Here is a 16,669-nt window from a genome sequence, read left to right as displayed (position 1 = left end):
CATGAATTTAAAAATATACCACATACCGGCATTGCTTCAAGAAAGTGTAGGCGGGTTGAATATCCGTCCCGATGGGGTTTATGTTGACGTGACATTTGGAGGAGGTGGGCACTCGAAAGAAATATTGAAGCGGTTGGGAAAGAATGGCAGACTGCTTGCCTTTGACCAGGATGAAGATGCATACCAAAACCATATCCCGGACCCGCGTTTCACATTCGTAAAAAGTAATTTTCGATTTTTGAAGAATTTTCTGCGCTATCACCGGATAGATGAGGTGGATGGAATTCTTGCCGATTTAGGGGTGTCGTCGCATCATTTTGACGATTCGGATCGTGGATTTTCCTTTCGGTTGCCGGGAGATCTGGATATGCGGATGAACCGGCTGTCCAGAAAAACAGCCGCTGATGTTTTGAATGAATATTCGGAAGAGAAGTTGTCGGATATTTTTTTCTTTTACGGGGAATTGAAAAGTGCGCGGAAGATTGCAACGGCCGTTTCTGCTTATCGCCGGTCGAAAAAGATCGGTACTGTTTCTGATTTCCTGGAGATTATGAAGCCGTTCGCTTTTCGAGAAAAAGAAAATAAAACCCTGGCTCAGGCTTTTCAGGCGTTGCGTATTGAGGTGAATGATGAGCTGGAAGCGCTGGAGAAAATGTTGATCCAGGGACTGGAGATGCTGAAATCCGGTGGGCGATTCAGTGTCATTTCCTACCATTCGCTGGAGGACCGGTTAGTGAAGAATTTCTTTAAGGCCGGAAATTTCGAGGGGCATATCATCAAGGATTTTTACGGTAACAGGGAAACCCCGTTTGAATTGATCAACAGGAAAGTGATTGTTCCAACGGAACAAGAGCAGGTGGACAATCCGCGTTCGAGAAGTGCCAAACTGCGAATTGCAGAGAAAATATAATGGAGGGAGTTTGCACCTCACAAAGTGATGAAAGTGAAGCTAGACAACATAAGAAAATCATTCGTACACGTTTTCGGTGGAAATGTGTTGACGGAGAACTTTTTCGTCAGGAACCTTACATTTATTTTGGTTTTGGTTGTCATTATGATTTTGTTCATCAGCCACCGGTACACGGTTTTGCAGCGTATAGCAGAGATGGAGCGCCTGAAAGTTGAGTTGAAGGACGCTAAGTATGAGTCGCTAGACATTTCATCCGACTTGACTGAAGCCAGCCGCCAGGGACAAATCGAAAAAAGGGTGGAAGAGTCGGGTTTAGAGTTGAAAATAAATAACCAACCGGTTTATCGCATTCAGAAAGGGAAAAAATGAAATGGGAAAGAAAACCGACGAAAACAAAAAGAGGATTTTAAATCGTTACGGCTTAATTGTATTCCTCCTTCTGGGAGTTGGGCTAATGATTATTTTCTCTGCAGGAAAGATCGTTTTTACGGCGGAAGGAAAGAAGTGGCGGGAAGTAGGGGAAAGAGAAACCATTATCAAAGACCGCGTCATTCTTCCTAAGCGAGGAAATATCTATACTTATGATGGGAAGCTTCTGGCTACCAGTGAGCCTTTGTACAGTGTGTACATGGATTTCTGGGCAGAGGGGATGAGAAAAGATACGTTGATGAAGTATGTTGGTGACCTTTCGGTAGCCCTCGCTAAAAAGTTTCCCGACAGAACGGCCTCGCAATACAGAAACATTATCCTGAACGGATGGAAACTACGCGAAAAGGAAGAGCGGCAACTGCAGGAGAATGCCACAAAAGGCAGTGAGAAGAAGGTCGCGCTGAGGTCGCGCTATGTGCGTATCCTTCGTCCTGACATCTCCTACGTTGACTTGAAAGAGATTCGTACCTATCCGTTCCTCAACCAGCGTTCCAACCGCAGCGGACTAATTGCCGAGGAAAAAAATGCGCGGAAACGCCCCTTCGGGAACCTCGCCAACAGAACGGTTGGAAACGTATACAAAGACCTTGAGAAAGGGGGAGCAAGCGGACTGGAATTAAAATACGACTCCCTGTTGAGGGGGATTGAAGGGGTGAAAAGCCGACAAAAAATACAGGGCCGCTGGACCGATATAGAGGAGATTGCCGCTAAAGACGGATACGATATCGTAACTACGCTCGATGCCGATATTCAGGATGTGACGGAGCGTGCGCTCCGGGCAAAGCTTGAAGAGACGGCGGCTGAATCGGGGACGGCAATTATTATGGAAACCAAAACAGGTGAAATTAAGGGGATTGCCAACTTGGACCGGATGAGTAACGGGAACTATGGTGAGGGTAATCCCAATGCTTTTTCCTACATGAACGAACCGGGATCTACCTTCAAGACCGTAACGGTCATGGTGGCAATCGATGACGGATTGATAACTCCTGCCGACTCCTTTCATGTGGGCAACGGACTGTATCAGTACAACGGAAAGTGGGTGCGTGACCACTATTGGCGACAGGGCCGTGACCGGGGATACCTTACGGTAAAGGAAGGGATAGAAGTCTCTTCAAACGTGGTGATGAGTAAAATTGTACTTAAAGCATACGGTGATGATCCGGCAAAATTTGTAAAAGGCATTGACAGGATAGGCTTACGAAAAAAACTCACCTGGGATGTCCCGTTGAACGGAATTGAAGGAACATCATCCATTCGTTTTCCCGATGATAAGGTAAATTACTGGTCCAAAACCACACTGCCGTGGATGTCTTTCGGTTATGAATCCAAAGTTCCACCCATCTATATGCTGATGTTCTACAACGGTATTGCCAACGGTGGAAAAATGATCAAGCCGTTTATTGCTAAAACATTGTTGAAAGACGGAAAAGTGGTGGAAGAGTATAAGGCGGAAGTGGTGAACGAAAAGATGTGTAAAGATAGCACCCTGATCCAAATCCAGGATATGCTGGTAGGGGTTATTGAGAACGGGACGGCGAAAGTTGTGAAATCGGACTATTTCCCTATTGCAGGAAAAACGGGAACAGCACAAATAGCCAGTGGTGGCGGATACAGCGATTATTACGTTTCGTTCTGCGGATACTTCCCCGCAGACGACCCAACCTATACGTGTTTCGTAGGTATCAGAAAACCTCGAGGAGTTCCGTCAGGCGGAGGACAAGCAGGTATGGTTTTCAAAAATATCGCGGAGCAGACGTATGTTAAGCGGACTCAGCTTGCCCCTGAACAAGCACGGATAGATTCTGCCCTGCAGAAAATGCCGGCTATTAAAAGCGGAAGCTGGGGAAACAGTCAGGCGGTACTGTCGATGCTGAATTTCAAATCTTCCGTTTCGGATTCCGCTTCCGACTGGGTGAAAGTAAAATACGACAGCGTTGCTTATCATCCACAGGCATTGGCGATAAATAAGAATTCGGTGCCAAATGTGTTGGGCATGGGTGCAAAAGATGCGGTTTACCTGCTCGAAAAATCAGGATTAAGGGTCAATCTGACCGGCTCGGGGAAAGTGGTTTCGCAATCGTTCACTCCGGAGAGCAAACTGATTAGAGGTACAACCATTAGCATAACGTTGCGGTAAAAAACAGATATTAATATGAAACTGAGTCAACTTACAGAAAGGTGTAAAATCGTGGCAATTCACGGGGAAGAGAATGTGGAAGTTGAAAGTATCACTTCCGATTCCCGCCAGGTGCAAAAAGGTTCGCTTTTTATCGCAGTGGAGGGTATCAATACCGATGGACACGATTATATTGCCAAGGCGATAGAACAGGATGTGTTGGTCGTGGTGTATGATAAGCCGATGTTTGAAGAGTATTTTTCGAGAGTTACGTACGTTCAGGTCGAAAATTCGGCCGTCGCTTTGGCGCAAATCGCTTCTGTCTGGTACGGGAACCCATCGGAGCAGTTGAAGCTGGTTGGTGTAACCGGAACGAACGGAAAGACAACCGTCGCTACATTACTGTACAGGATGTTTCGGACATTGGGGTATGGCGCAGGCTTGCTCTCAACCGTAACCAACTGTGTAAACGATGACAGTTACCCCACCACGCATACCACCCTTGACCCCATCACCCTAAACTCTTTTTTGAGGAAGATGGTTGATGCCGGTTGCGAATATGCCTTTATGGAAGTGAGTTCCCATGCCATTCATCAAAAACGGGTCTACGGACTGCATTTCGAAGGGGGAATTTTTACCAACCTCACGCAGGACCACCTGGATTATCACAAGAACATGTTGGAGTATCGGAACGTGAAAAAAGCTTTTTTCGACGCTTTGCCCGAAACCGCTTTTGCCCTTACCAACTCGGATGATAAAAACGGAGGGGTGATGCTTCAAAATACAAAGGCCAAACGATATACTTATTCCGTAAAAGGATTGGCGGATTTTAAAGCACGGATTTTCGAGAAACATTTTGATGGGACCGAAATAGTAATTAACGGGAAACAGCTGATTGTACAGTTTGTGGGTGTTTTTAATGTGTATAACCTGCTGGCGGTTTATGGTGTATCTGTTTTGCTGGGAGAAGAACCGGAGGAGGTACTCAGGATATTAAGCGTTTTGAAACCTGTGGCCGGACGTTTCCAGACATTACGATCGCCCGGAAATTTTACCGCCATTGTAGACTATGCCCATACACCCGACGCTTTGACTAATGTTCTCAATGCTATCCACGAAGTGCTGGATCAGAAGGGCAATATAATAACGGTAGTAGGATGCGGCGGTAACCGAGACAGGACCAAACGTCCGTTAATGGCGCGTGAAGCGGTGGAGTTGAGCAACCGGGTAATCCTGACCTCCGATAATCCCCGGTTCGAAGAGCCGCAGGATATCATTGACGACATGGTAGCCGGTTTGGATGATGAGCAACGCCGCAGTGCACTTTCGATCGTGGATCGTCGTGAAGCGATAAAAACCGCTTGTGCACTGGCCAAGCCAGGTGATATTATTCTCGTTGCCGGAAAAGGACACGAAGACTACCAGGAAATTAAAGGCGTGAAGTATCATTTTGACGATAAAGAAGAGTTGGAAAAAATATTCCACACGTCACCATAACTCATAACTAAATATGCTGTACTATCTATTTCAATATTTGGACAAACTTGACTTCCCCGGAGCGGGAATGTTTCAGTTTGTTACGTTCCGGGCAGCACTCGCCGCCCTTGTTTCGTTGCTTTTCTCGGTAATTGTCGGTGCCAGGATCATTCGTAAACTACAAAAGAAGCAGATAGGGGAAACCATTCGCAACCTTGACCTGGAAGGACAATACAGCAAGCGGGGAACGCCAACTATGGGTGGTGTTATCATTATCCTCTCTATTTTGGTGTCGATATTGCTAATGGGTAAATTAGAGAATATCTATATCATTATAATGATAATAAGCACGATCTGGTTGGGTGCTTTAGGCTTTGCCGATGATTATATCAAGGTATTTAAAAAAGACAAGGAAGGGCTGAAAGGAAAAATCAAAGTCGTGGCACAAGTCGGTTTGGGTTTGATTGTAGGCTTGATGATGTACTGGAGCCCCGATATCGTTGCGCGTGAGAACACCGAAATCCGGGTGAATAATGTCATTGAACAGGTGCAGTATAAAGATCAGAATGTCAAGACCACAAAAACGACCATCCCTTTTGTGAAAAACAATAATTTTGATTATCGCTGGCTCGTTTCGTGGATGGGCGATTTTGCCGATGAAGCGGTCTGGGTTGTCTTTGTGCTTTCTGTAATTCTGATTGTTACGGCAGTTTCAAACAGTGCGAACTTGACGGACGGACTGGATGGCCTAGCCTCCGGATCGTCAGCGGTCATCGGTGTGGCGCTGGGAGTCCTGGCATACGTGTCCGGGCGTGTCGACTTTGCTTCATACCTGAACATCATGTACATCCCCGGAGGGGATGAACTGATGGTTTTTGCCGCTGCATTTGTGGGGGCTACTGTCGGTTTTCTCTGGTACAACGCCTATCCCGCCCAGGTTTTTATGGGCGATACGGGTAGCCTGACGTTAGGCGGGATTATCGGGGTTTTTGCCGTGCTTATCCATAAGGAGATGCTGCTTCCTATCTTGTGCGGGGTGTTTTTTGTAGAAGCCCTCTCTGTAATTCTGCAGGTCACTTACTTTAAATATACAAAAAAAAGATCGGGTATCGGGAAACGGGTGTTTAAAATGTCGCCCCTGCATCACCATTTTCAGAAAGCAGGAAATGCCGGGATCGATGCCCTGATTCAGAAACCGCTGATCCCGATCACCGAACCCAAGATCGTTTCGCGATTCTGGCTTATAGGAATGATTCTGGCGGTAATAGCCGTAGCAACGTTGAAGATGAGGTAGTAAATCATATATTATGAATTATGAATTAATAATATTGGGTGGTGGCGAATCGGGAGTAGGTTCTGCCATTCTTGCTAAGGCGAAAGGAATCCGGGTTTTCCTTTCTGATTCTGGAATGCTTAAGGGGGAACACCGGAAAACGCTTGTCGACTACGGAATTGATTTTGAAGAAGGCGGCCACACAGAGGAGAGCATCCTCTCTGCGAGCGAGATAGTAAAGAGCCCGGGCATTCCCGATACCATACCCTTGATGCAGAAAATTATTTCAAAAGGAATCCGGGTGATATCCGAAATTGAGTTTGCCGGAAGGTATACCCACGCCAAGATGATCTGTATTACCGGGAGCAACGGTAAAACCACTACGGCAAGCCTTATTTATCACATCCTGAAATCGGCAGGACTAAACGTGGGGCTGGGAGGAAACATAGGCAAAAGCTTTGCCAGGCAGGTGGCGGAAGAGAATTTCGACTACTTTGTGCTGGAGCTAAGTAGTTTTCAGCTGGAAGGCGTGTATGATTTTAAAGCCGATATCGCCGTATTGATGAACATAACTCCCGACCACCTAGATAGGTACGATCACAATATGCAAAATTACGTGGATGCAAAAATGCGAATCATACGCAACCATAAAATGGGAGATTCTTTTATTTACTGGATAGACGATCCGGTAGTGACAAAGGAAATCGAAAAACTTAAACCCGCATCTGATTTATATTCTTTTACTGAAAAAAATAATCAACGGGCTGCGGCTTATTCGGAGGGCAATAAAATGTATATACAAACCAAAGGAACTGTTTTTGATATGGAGTTGGAATTGCTGGCGTTACAGGGAATGCATAATTTGTATAACTCTATGGCGTCGGGGATTGTGGCTAAATTACTTGATATCTCGGACGATAATTTACGCCTGGCTCTTTCTGACTTTAAAGGCGTTCCGCACCGCTTGGAAAAAGTAGCGTCGGTGCGAGGTGTGCAATACATAAATGACTCCAAGGCTACCAACGTAAACTCGTGCTGGTACGCACTTCAGAGTATGCGCACGAAAGTTGTGCTGATTCTTGGCGGTACCGATAAGGGAAACGATTACACCGAGATTGAAGAGCTGGTAAGGCAAAAGGCTAGGGGGTTGATATTCCTGGGAAAAGATAACCGCAAGCTGCGTGCTTTCTTCGACGGGATCGTCCCCGACATAGAAGAGGTAAACTCCATGAAAGATGCTGTTGATACCGCTTACCGGATGGCAGAAAAAGGGGATACCGTATTGCTGTCGCCCTGTTGCGCCAGCTTCGACCTGTTCCAGAATTACGAGGACCGTGGTAATCAATTCAAGGATTGTGTGAGGAGGCTGTGAGGTTTAAAGTTCAAAGTTGCTAAAGGCTAATTGTGAATTCTGCATTATGAATTATGAATTATGAATTATGCTTGATAAAATAAAGAATGCCATTAATCCGACAAATTTTCAGGAAGATTTAGAAAACTCAAAATCCACGTTGGAGAAATTCGGAGTGAAAATCTTTAAAGGTGATAAAGTCATATGGTTGGTATTTGTTATCTTGTGTGTGATATCACTGGTGGAGATCTTCAGTGCTACCAGCACCATTGTTTATAAACAGCAAAATCAATGGGGCCCCATCTTACGCCACACCATGTTTTTGATCGGAGGAGTGGGGGTCATTGTTTTGATTCACAATATACCTTACCGGTATTTCTCTTCCCTGATTTTTGTGCTTATCGCTTCGATCGTCTTACTCCTGCTCACACCGGTTATCGGGACTACGGTAAACGGTGCTGAGCGGTGGATCTCTATCTTTGGTTTTACCATTCAACCGTCGGAAATAGCCAAGATATCGCTTATGGGCACGATAGCGTTTCTGCTCAGTAAACAAAACGGCATGAACGACGGCTTGCTCTTCAAGTGGATGATCGGGTTGATGATTGTTGTTTGCGGCATTATTGCAATGGATAATTTGTCGACGGCAGCGCTGCTCTTTGTAGTTTGTTTTTTGCTGATGTTTATCGGAAATGTAAAGTTGGCAAGATTGCTAAAAGTGGGCGGAGCAGGGATAGCCTTTCTCGTACTCTTCATTGTGTTGCTGAAAGTGATTCCCGCCGATTGGACCGATTCCGGCGCGTTAAGCCGTGTAGGTACCTGGCAAAACCGGATTGCAGAATTTGGCAGCCACAAGGAAGAATCGGAAGAGACATACTACACCATTACCGACGAGAACTATCAGGTGGCACATGCTAAAATAGCCATTGCCAACGGAGGAGTTTTAGGCAAGTTCCCGGGCAACAGTACAGAGCGTGATTTTCTTCCCCAGGCTTATTCCGATTTTATTTATGCGATAATCATCGAGGAGATGGGCATTGCCGGTGGAATTTTTGTGCTGCTGCTCTACATCATCATCCTGATCCGGGCGGGAATGATCGCCCGGAAAACCCAGAAACTTTTTCCGAAATATCTTGTTCTGGGCTCGGCACTCATGTTATCGATGCAGGCGTTTATTAACATGGCTGTGGCTGTGAATTTGATCCCGGTAACCGGCCAGCCGTTGCCGCTCATCAGCCGGGGAGGGACGTCACTGCTCATCACTTGCGCTTACTTCGGGTTGATTTTAAGTGCAGACAGGTTTGGAATCGGAAAGAAGAAAGGAGAGGTGACCATCGATGAAACAGATCAGCCTGATGAGAGAAAAGATAAAAAGAACGCTGTGGAAACCATAGATAAATTGGAAGAAAAAGTGGAATTTGAAATTATTCAGGTATGATGTCAGCATTAAAGCCCCTACGGGTAATCATTAGCGGCGGTGGTACCGGCGGACATATTTTTCCCGCTATCTCCATCGCTAACGCTATAAAGGAACGGTGGAGCGACGCCGAAATCCTTTTCGTCGGTGCGGAAAACCGGATGGAAATGGAGCGTGTTCCAGCTGCAGGATACACCATTGTCGGACTTCCCGTAGCCGGTTTCGACCGGAAAAATCTGCTGAAAAATGTTTCGGTAGCCGTGAAATTATTGAAGAGTATGCGAAAGGCTAGAGCCATTGTTGCCTCGTTCAAACCCGATATCGCTGTGGGAGTAGGCGGCTATGCCAGCGGGCCCACCCTCCGGGCGGCGGCTGCAAAAGGTGTTCCGACAGTTTTGCAGGAACAGAATTCATATGCCGGAGTAACCAATAAGATGCTGGCGCAGAAAGCGGCCAAAATCTGTGTGGCGTACGAAGGTATGGAACGGTTCTTTCCGAAAGAAAAAATTGTGCTCACCGGCAATCCTACGCGACAGGATTTAGTCGTTTCCGAGGAAAACAGGCAGAAAGGATATACGTACTTCGGCTTAAACCCTGAAAGGAAAACAATACTCCTGGTGGGTGGCAGTCTGGGTGCGCGAACGCTTAACGAAAGCATCATCGGATCGTGCTCCGATATACAGAAATCCGATGTTCAAGTTATCTGGCAATGTGGAAAGTACTATTTTAAAGAAATGTCTGACTTGCAGGCGCAGGGAAGAATTCCCGGAAATGTGTATCTGTTCGATTTCCTCTCGCGCATGGATTATGCCTACTCCGTTGCCGACCTTGTGATTTCACGTGCCGGAGCCGGTTCCATATCGGAATTCTCTCTGCTGGGAAAACCGGTTATCCTTGTCCCGTCACCTAACGTTGCGGAGGATCACCAGACACAGAACGCCATGGCGTTGGTGAAAAGAAATGCGGCTATGATGGTGGCCGACGCCGAAGCAAAGGCACTCTTGTTTGATATGGCTTTGAGTCTGGTAAAAGATGAAAGCAAATTAGAGGAGTTGAGCCGGAATATCTTGAAATTGGCGCAACGAGGTTCGGCCCGGCGTATCGTGGATGAGATAGAAAAAATTATGCATTATGAATTATGAATTAATATACTTTATCGGTATCGGCGGTATCGGCATGAGTAACCTTGCCCGGTATTTTATACAGCAGGGAAAATCGGTTGCCGGATACGATCGCATGGAAACCCCGCTTACCAAAGCGCTGGTCGCCGAAGGAGCGAAAGTCCATTATGAGGATTATGTTCGGCTCGTACCCGCTGAATTTCTCGATAAAGAAAAGACACTTGTAGTCTATACTCCCGCAGTACCGGCATCGCACAGTGAATTGCAGTTTTTCCGGCAAAGCGGTTTTACGATAATGAAACGTGCCCAACTCCTTGGTGAGGTAACCAAGACGAGCGACGCAGTTTGTGTGGCAGGGACACACGGGAAGACGACGGTGTCAAGCATGACAGCTCACCTGTTGCGGCAATCGGGAGTAGATTGCAACGCATTTCTGGGTGGAATCCTTAAAAATTACGGCACCAACCTGCTGCTGTCGGATAAAAGTCGCATTACTGTTGCCGAAGCAGATGAGTATGACCGTTCTTTTCATTGGCTGCAACCCTGGATTGCGGTTATTACCTCGGCCGATCCCGACCACCTGGATATTTACGGGACGCCGGAGGCCTACCGCGAAAGTTTTGAACATTTCACATCACTTATCCGGAAGAACGGATACCTGATCCTAAAGAAAGATGCACCGCTAACTCCAAGAACGGATGCAACGGTGACAGTCTTTACCTATTCCGAATCAGAAGGCGATTTTCATGCTGAAAATATCCGCATCGGCAACGGGGAAATTACGTTCGACTTTGTGTCGCCCAATAGCCGGATTACCGGTATACAGCTGGGTGTGCCTGTGAAGGTGAACATCGAAAACGCGGTAGCTGCAATAGCTGCAGCTGTATTGAGCGGTGTTAATCCCGATGAGGTACGTGCGGCAATGAAAACTTTCGGGGGGGCGAAGCGCCGGTTCGATTTTCAATTGAAAACTCCCAACCTCGTTTTTATCGATGATTATGCGCACCATCCACAAGAGTTGACAGCATCCATCCGCTCTATCAGGCAATTGTATCCCGACCGGAAAGTTACCGGTGTTTTTCAACCCCACCTTTATACGCGTACGCGCGACTTTGCCGATGATTTTGCTCAAAGCCTCTCGTTGCTCGACGATGTGATCCTGCTGGATATTTATCCGGCACGGGAAGAACCCATACCGGGAATCACTTCGGGGGTTATCTTTGATAGAATCACATCGAAGGAAAAGGTGCTTTTGAAAAAAGCCGAACTGCTCGATTTCTTGGAAAACAAAGAGTTGGACGTTTTGGTTACATTGGGTGCAGGAGATATAGAGCACTTATTGCCCGCGATTAAACAATTGTTAGAAAAAAAAAGTATCGGAAAATAAATCCGATACAATTTGTATCTTTGCGTAAATGAAAAAGTTTTTCATCATATTGATTGCGTTGTTGGTAACCGGTTATCTTATTTTTTCGGCTATTTACTTCAATGATTCATCCAGAAACGAGGTGTGCAATAAATTTGAAGTCATTGTAAAAGACAGCTTGCACACTCAGTTCATCCATCAAAAAGACATCGAGGTTTTGCTGAAAAGAAAAAAAGTTTATCCGGTAGGTAAAACTATGGACGAAATCAATACGCTGGAAATTTTGGATACGATACTGACCAACCGGTTGGTAAAATCGGCGGAAGTGTTTACCACGCAAAATGGAACAATTATTGCGAACATTTATCAACGCGAACCGGTTCTGAGGATTATCTCCGACACAAAGGGGAGCTTTTATATCGATGATAATCGGGAACGGATGCCCGTCTCGCCAAATTCTACGGTGTATGTTCCCTTGGCTACCGGAGCTATTGATGAAGAATTTGCCCAGAACGAGCTTTACGACTTTGCTGCGTTTCTGAACGAAAATCCCGAATGGAGCGCATGGATCGATCAAATTGTGGTTAAGCCCAACAAAGACGTGGATTTGATTCCTCGTGCCGGAGATTTCAGGATCGCCTTTGGGAAATTAGATAACTATCCCGAAAAGTTTGCCCGGTTTGCCTTGTTCATCGAGAAAGGGTTGAATGTGGTAGGTTGGAACAGGTATTCAGAAATAAGTTTGAAATACGATAACCAAGTGGTTTGTACAAAGAAATAAAATATATGACTCAATCAGGATTTATAGCTGCCATCGATTTAGGAACTTCCAAAATTACCGGCATTATCGGGCGTAAAAACGAAAGCAACGTTATTTCCGTTTTGGAGTGTGTGTCTTTACCGTCGGAGAACAGTATCCGTCGGGGGACAATTTATAACATTGATAAAGCCGGGGCAATCGTAAGGAAACTGATAAGCATGCTCGAGAATGCGTTGGGAAGGAAAATCGGGAAAGTGTATGTCTCCCTGGGAGGACAATCGGTGCACACGGAAGTAATCCGGGAGATGAAGCAACTCTCTTCTTCCGGCATCGTTACCGAAGAGGTGGTGGAACAACTCCGGAATGCGGCCGAAAAGTACAAGCCCGATATGCAGCGAAAATACGCTATTGGGGATGTGGAGTATTTTTTGGACGACAAGCCGGAAAAAAACCCGGTTGGGGTAACCTGCTCCATGGTAGAGGCAGAATACCAGATTGTGGTGGGTCGTCCCAACCTGGTATCGAACATCGAGAAAACCATCGTTGATAAAGGACACCTGCAAATTGCCGGATACATCGTTGGCCCGCTTGCTGCCGCAGCTATAGTTCTTACCGAGGAGGAAAAAGAGTTGGGGTGCGCATTTGTCGATTTTGGTGCCGGAACGACTACGTTATCCATATATAAAGGAGGCCTTTTGCGCCGTATGGTGACCATACCCTTTGGCGGGAGAAGCATAACCCGGGATATTGCGGAACTCAATTTTGTGGAAAGCGATGCGGAACAATACAAGATAAAATTCGGCAAAGCCCGGGAAAATAATGAAAGTTCGCTTTTCTCTTCACCCTTTTCATCAAAACCCGATATCGACCTGGTAGAGTTGAACAAGGTTATTGTGATGCGTCTTGATGAGATTACAGCCAACATCAGGGAACAGATCCGACTTTCCGGATATCAGGACCAGCTGGGTGCAGGGCTTGTTATCACAGGTGGTGCGTCGCAACTGAGAAATCTGGAAGAGTATTTGAGTCAGCAGCTCGATTTACCTGTCCGCAAGGCATCTTCACGGAAGACCCTGGTAAATAACACGCCGGAGTTTGCCAATGATCCTGCCCTAACTTCAGCGTTGGGAATGCTTTTGCTTGCTAGTGAAAATTGCGAGAAAACGGTTGAAGAATTCGAAGATGAGGAATCCTCGGACCAAAAGTCGAAAGGATCGGTTTGGAGTAATTTCTTTGGAGACCGGGACAAGGGAGACAAAGGCAAAGAGCAAAAAGAGAAGGAAAGCAAGGGTAAAAAAGAGAAATCCATCAACATAGGCGGAAAAATGAAAAATATGTTTTCTACTATGTTTGAGGAAGAAGACGATGATCAGTGAATGAAAAAAAATATTTCCAACAATGGATACCGATATACTAGATTTTCAAATAAACAGCCGTACCGAAGCGATTATTAAAGTTATTGGGGTGGGTGGTGGTGGCGGAAATGCAGTAAACCACATGTTTAAAGAAGGGATACACGATGTTTCCTTCGCACTTTGCAATACCGATAACCAAGCCTTGTTGAGTTCACCTGTGCCTGTGAAAATACAGCTGGGCGAACATACCACAGGAGGGTTGGGTGCAGGGAACAAACCCGATGTGGCCCGACGGGCTGCAGAAGAGAGTATCGACCTGATTCAGGATTTGCTGAGTGACGGTACCCGTATGGCGTTCATTACAGCTGGAATGGGCGGAGGAACCGGAACCGGGGCTGCTCCCGTTGTGGCACGCATAGCTAAGGATATGGGTATTCTCACAGTGGGAATCGTTACCATTCCTTTCGTTTTTGAAGGACAGCGTAAGATTGTACAAGCATTGAAAGGTGTAGAACAGATTGCTGCCAATGTGGATGCGTTGCTTGTGATCAACAACGAGCGTTTACGGGATATCTATCACGACCTGACGATGCTGAATGCTTTTGCCCGGGCCGATGATACGCTGGCAACCGCCGCCAAGAGCATTGCAGAGATCATCACTATACATGGACACGTAAATCTTGACTTTGCCGACGTGGAAACCACTTTGAAAGACGGTGGTGTAGCTATTATGAGTCGCGGCATTGGTTCGGGAAAGGATCGTGTGAACAGGGCTATCGAAGATGCCATAAATTCTCCGTTGCTCAATAACAACGATGTTTTCAGTGCAAAGAAGATCTTGATCAACCTCTCTTTTGGCGAGGAAAATCCGCTTATGATGGAAGAGATGAACGCCCTGCACGACTTTATGTCGAAATTCGGCCACGAGATCGAGGTTATTTGGGGGGCTGCCGTGGAAAAGGATTTGGAGGAAGAGGTCAAAGTAACATTACTGGCAACCGGTTTTTCCATTATGGATGTTCCCGGAATTGAAGAGCAGCACAAAGCGCAAACGAAAGCGGAAGAGTTGGAAAGAAAAATTAAAGAAGATCAACGAAGGCAAGAGGAGGAGGATGAACAGAAACTCATCGATAAGTATTACGGGACATTGGGATTGAAAATGCTTTCTACCGCCAATTATAAATTTGAACCCTTTATCCTTACTATGGACGAACTCGACGATGATAAGGTGTTGGAGGCACTTGAGAAAACACCGGTATTTAAGCGCGACCGGGATTTCAATCCTCGATTATTCAAGACAGAAACCCGCTCAGCAACATCGTTGTTTGATTAGCGGAGAGCACAAGGCAAGCCTCGACGTTGAACCTTGAACTTTAAACATTTAAATAGTTAAACATTATGAACCTGTTCGATACAATTAGCGACGAAATAAAAAAAGCAATGCTCGCCAGAGATAAAGTGCGTTTGGAAGCACTGAGGGGCGTGAAAAAAGAATTTTTAGAAGCCAAAACGGCTAAAGGTGCATCTGATGAGCTTTCGGACGAAGCAGCAACGGCAATTCTGCAAAAAATGGTGAAACAACGCAAAGACAGTGCGGAAATTTATACCGCACAGGGAAGAGCAGACCTGGCTTCTGACGAATTGGCGCAGTTGCGTGTTATTCAGGAATTTCTTCCTCAGCAACTTTCACCGGAAGAATTGGAGTCGACCGTGAAGTCGATCATTTCTGAGACCGGTGCCCAATCCATGAAGGAGATGGGAAAGGTGATGGGAGTCGCTACCCGTCAGCTGGCAGGAAAGGCAGAAGGACGGGCCATTTCAGAAATGGTGAAGAAGTTATTAAGTTGAAATAATGCCTAAACCTATTCCTATGAAATACCTTTTACCACTGGTTGCATTGTTGATTGTTTTCAGCATACAAGCACAGAGTTTGTCTATTAAAATGGAAGAGCTTTCGGCTCCAGAATTTATTTCAGCAGTTGAAAAAAGCTCCAAAACCATTATTTTACCCATCGGCGTTTTTGAAAAACACGGTCCACATATGCCGGTCGGAACAGATTTGTATACGGCGAGAGAAATTGCGCTCCGAGCAGCCGAGAAAGAATACACGGTAGTTTTTCCATGGTATTATTTCAGCCAGATAAACGAAGCGCGTCATCAGCCGGGAACGATTGCTTATTCACCCGAGATTATCTGGAAAGTACTTCAGGAAACACTCAATGAACTTAGTCGGAACGGTTTTAAGAAAATAATCATTATAAACGGACATGGCGGGAACAACGCGTTTCTGAATTATTTTGGTATGGCGCAATTATCCGAAAAAAGAGATTATGCACTTTACTGGTTTCAACCGGACTACGACCCTGAAGTGATCAAAAAGGCGGAAGCCCTGACTCAACACGATCGTTATGATCAACACGCTGGAAACAGGGAAACCTCTATGGTGGCGGCAATTGTTCCGGACTTGGTTCATCCCGAAAAGGCAGGGCTACAATCGGGTGTGGATTTGGACAGGTTGAAAAATCTTCCCAGTGTTTATTCCGGAATATGGTGGTACGCCCGGTATCCTAATCATTATTCTGGAGATGGAAGGAAGGCCAATGCCCAGGCGGGAGAACTTATCTTAAACAGTGTAGTGGAGCAATTTGTAAAAAGTATCCAGGATATCAAGGCGGATAAAAATGTGCCTGAATTGCAAAATCAGTTTTTTGAAGAAGCCGAAAATCCGTTGGATACGAAACAATAAAATATTCACGGGGCTACACTTTTAGTCATCTTATGAGTATTTACTAACGGAGTAACTTGTCCTATCCACTGACACGGATGGCGTGTTGAAATACAACTCCATTACCTTAAAACTACTCTGTCCAACTCAGTACTCTCCACTGATTATCAACTTTTTTCAATAGAAATTGCATGCCCAACGGATCCATAACGATGGTACTGTCGTTTTTCATTTTAGTTTCCCATCTCGAAGTTGCTGTATATAAAACAGTATTTGCATCCAGCACTATATACTTTTCACTTTTTATGAATGATTTCTGACTGTTTACCTGGTTCAGAAAAGCATACATATTTTTAACAGACTGATC

Annotated in this window: 15 protein-coding genes; 14 read left to right on the top strand and 1 reads right to left on the bottom strand. The window is 45.7% G+C overall.

Translation table 11 applies throughout. From position 1 onward, the window contains the following. The first annotated feature begins 1 nt into the window (after position 1). From rsmH to AACM02_RS14195, 14 genes are all read left to right on the top strand, one after another. Complete coding sequence (rsmH, locus tag AACM02_RS14260) at positions 2–910, top strand: 16S rRNA (cytosine(1402)-N(4))-methyltransferase RsmH (protein WP_339117339.1); 909 nt, start codon at positions 2–4, stop codon at positions 908–910. Positions 911–937: 27 nt separating this feature from the next. Next, positions 938–1,279: an FtsL-like putative cell division protein gene (locus AACM02_RS14255; protein ID WP_214062675.1), complete on the top strand. Its 342-nt coding sequence runs from the start codon at positions 938–940 to the stop codon at positions 1,277–1,279. Position 1,280: 1 nt separating this feature from the next. Then, entirely contained in the window at positions 1,281–3,479 is a 2,199-nt protein-coding gene (locus AACM02_RS14250) for a penicillin-binding protein (protein ID WP_339117338.1), read from the top strand. Positions 3,480–3,494: 15 nt separating this feature from the next. Further along, positions 3,495–4,955, top strand: a complete 1,461-nt coding sequence (locus AACM02_RS14245; RefSeq protein WP_339117337.1) for a UDP-N-acetylmuramoyl-L-alanyl-D-glutamate--2,6-diaminopimelate ligase — start codon at positions 3,495–3,497, stop codon at positions 4,953–4,955. Positions 4,956–4,968: 13 nt separating this feature from the next. Then, positions 4,969–6,228 carry a phospho-N-acetylmuramoyl-pentapeptide-transferase gene (gene mraY, locus AACM02_RS14240; protein ID WP_332457072.1) on the top strand — a complete coding sequence of 420 codons (1,260 nt, stop codon included), beginning with the start codon at positions 4,969–4,971 and terminating at the stop codon, positions 6,226–6,228. 13 nt (positions 6,229–6,241) lie between these two features. Continuing rightward, positions 6,242–7,579, top strand: a complete 1,338-nt coding sequence (murD, locus tag AACM02_RS14235; protein WP_339117336.1) for a UDP-N-acetylmuramoyl-L-alanine--D-glutamate ligase — start codon at positions 6,242–6,244, stop codon at positions 7,577–7,579. A 67-nt stretch (positions 7,580–7,646) separates the two neighbouring features. Beyond that, complete coding sequence (locus tag AACM02_RS14230; protein ID WP_332457074.1) at positions 7,647–8,996, top strand: FtsW/RodA/SpoVE family cell cycle protein; 1,350 nt, start codon at positions 7,647–7,649, stop codon at positions 8,994–8,996. Continuing rightward, the gene (gene murG / locus AACM02_RS14225; protein ID WP_339117335.1) at positions 8,993–10,117 is read left to right on the top strand and encodes an undecaprenyldiphospho-muramoylpentapeptide beta-N-acetylglucosaminyltransferase; all 1,125 of its coding nucleotides are present in this window, start codon (positions 8,993–8,995) and stop codon (positions 10,115–10,117) included. Before AACM02_RS14230 ends, murG begins: the two co-directional genes overlap by 4 nt. After that, entirely contained in the window at positions 10,107–11,483 is a 1,377-nt protein-coding gene (gene murC, locus AACM02_RS14220; RefSeq protein ID WP_339117334.1) for a UDP-N-acetylmuramate--L-alanine ligase, read from the top strand. The genes murG and murC overlap by 11 nt, the downstream gene beginning before the upstream one ends. 28 nt (positions 11,484–11,511) lie before the next feature. After that, the gene (locus tag AACM02_RS14215; RefSeq protein WP_332457077.1) at positions 11,512–12,243 is read left to right on the top strand and encodes a cell division protein FtsQ/DivIB; all 732 of its coding nucleotides are present in this window, start codon (positions 11,512–11,514) and stop codon (positions 12,241–12,243) included. Positions 12,244–12,248: 5 nt separating this feature from the next. Then, positions 12,249–13,598, top strand: coding sequence for a cell division protein FtsA (gene ftsA, locus AACM02_RS14210; RefSeq protein WP_332457078.1), 1,350 nt, complete (start codon positions 12,249–12,251; stop codon positions 13,596–13,598). A gap of 22 nt (positions 13,599–13,620) precedes the next feature. Continuing rightward, positions 13,621–14,910, top strand: coding sequence for a cell division protein FtsZ (ftsZ, locus tag AACM02_RS14205; protein WP_214063556.1), 1,290 nt, complete (start codon positions 13,621–13,623; stop codon positions 14,908–14,910). Positions 14,911–14,975: 65 nt separating this feature from the next. Further along, positions 14,976–15,425, top strand: coding sequence for a GatB/YqeY domain-containing protein (locus AACM02_RS14200; protein ID WP_214063555.1), 450 nt, complete (start codon positions 14,976–14,978; stop codon positions 15,423–15,425). Positions 15,426–15,447: 22 nt separating this feature from the next. Continuing rightward, positions 15,448–16,323: a creatininase family protein gene (locus AACM02_RS14195; protein WP_339117333.1), complete on the top strand. Its 876-nt coding sequence runs from the start codon at positions 15,448–15,450 to the stop codon at positions 16,321–16,323. 112 nt (positions 16,324–16,435) lie between these two features. On the opposite strand, the gene AACM02_RS14190 is transcribed toward AACM02_RS14195, so the two are convergent. Continuing rightward, positions 16,436–16,651, bottom strand: a complete 216-nt coding sequence (locus tag AACM02_RS14190; RefSeq protein WP_332457080.1) for a hypothetical protein — start codon at positions 16,649–16,651, stop codon at positions 16,436–16,438. Between the last annotated feature and the right edge of the window lie 18 nt (positions 16,652–16,669).

Source organism: Petrimonas sp., assembly GCF_963921705.1.
Lineage (GTDB): Bacteria > Bacteroidota > Bacteroidia > Bacteroidales > Dysgonomonadaceae > Petrimonas > Petrimonas sulfuriphila.
The sequence above is the reverse complement of the archived record's forward strand: the minus strand, read 5'-3'. Positions and strand labels throughout refer to the sequence as shown.

What these genes read in the sequence shown, in the direction of transcription:
- rsmH (WP_339117339.1), top strand. Translation starts at nt 2, where the DNA reads ATGAATTTAAAAATATACCACATACCGGCATTGCTTCAAGAAAGTGTA.
- AACM02_RS14255 (WP_214062675.1), top strand. Translation starts at nt 938, where the DNA reads ATGAAAGTGAAGCTAGACAACATAAGAAAATCATTCGTACACGTTTTC.
- AACM02_RS14250 (WP_339117338.1), top strand. Translation starts at nt 1,281, where the DNA reads ATGGGAAAGAAAACCGACGAAAACAAAAAGAGGATTTTAAATCGTTAC.
- AACM02_RS14245 (WP_339117337.1), top strand. Translation starts at nt 3,495, where the DNA reads ATGAAACTGAGTCAACTTACAGAAAGGTGTAAAATCGTGGCAATTCAC.
- mraY (WP_332457072.1), top strand. Translation starts at nt 4,969, where the DNA reads ATGCTGTACTATCTATTTCAATATTTGGACAAACTTGACTTCCCCGGA.
- murD (WP_339117336.1), top strand. Translation starts at nt 6,242, where the DNA reads ATGAATTATGAATTAATAATATTGGGTGGTGGCGAATCGGGAGTAGGT.
- AACM02_RS14230 (WP_332457074.1), top strand. Translation starts at nt 7,647, where the DNA reads ATGCTTGATAAAATAAAGAATGCCATTAATCCGACAAATTTTCAGGAA.
- murG (WP_339117335.1), top strand. Translation starts at nt 8,993, where the DNA reads ATGATGTCAGCATTAAAGCCCCTACGGGTAATCATTAGCGGCGGTGGT.
- murC (WP_339117334.1), top strand. Translation starts at nt 10,107, where the DNA reads ATGAATTATGAATTAATATACTTTATCGGTATCGGCGGTATCGGCATG.
- AACM02_RS14215 (WP_332457077.1), top strand. Translation starts at nt 11,512, where the DNA reads ATGAAAAAGTTTTTCATCATATTGATTGCGTTGTTGGTAACCGGTTAT.
- ftsA (WP_332457078.1), top strand. Translation starts at nt 12,249, where the DNA reads ATGACTCAATCAGGATTTATAGCTGCCATCGATTTAGGAACTTCCAAA.
- ftsZ (WP_214063556.1), top strand. Translation starts at nt 13,621, where the DNA reads ATGGATACCGATATACTAGATTTTCAAATAAACAGCCGTACCGAAGCG.
- AACM02_RS14200 (WP_214063555.1), top strand. Translation starts at nt 14,976, where the DNA reads ATGAACCTGTTCGATACAATTAGCGACGAAATAAAAAAAGCAATGCTC.
- AACM02_RS14195 (WP_339117333.1), top strand. Translation starts at nt 15,448, where the DNA reads ATGAAATACCTTTTACCACTGGTTGCATTGTTGATTGTTTTCAGCATA.
- AACM02_RS14190 (WP_332457080.1), bottom strand. Translation starts at nt 16,651, where the DNA reads ATGTATGCTTTTCTGAACCAGGTAAACAGTCAGAAATCATTCATAAAA.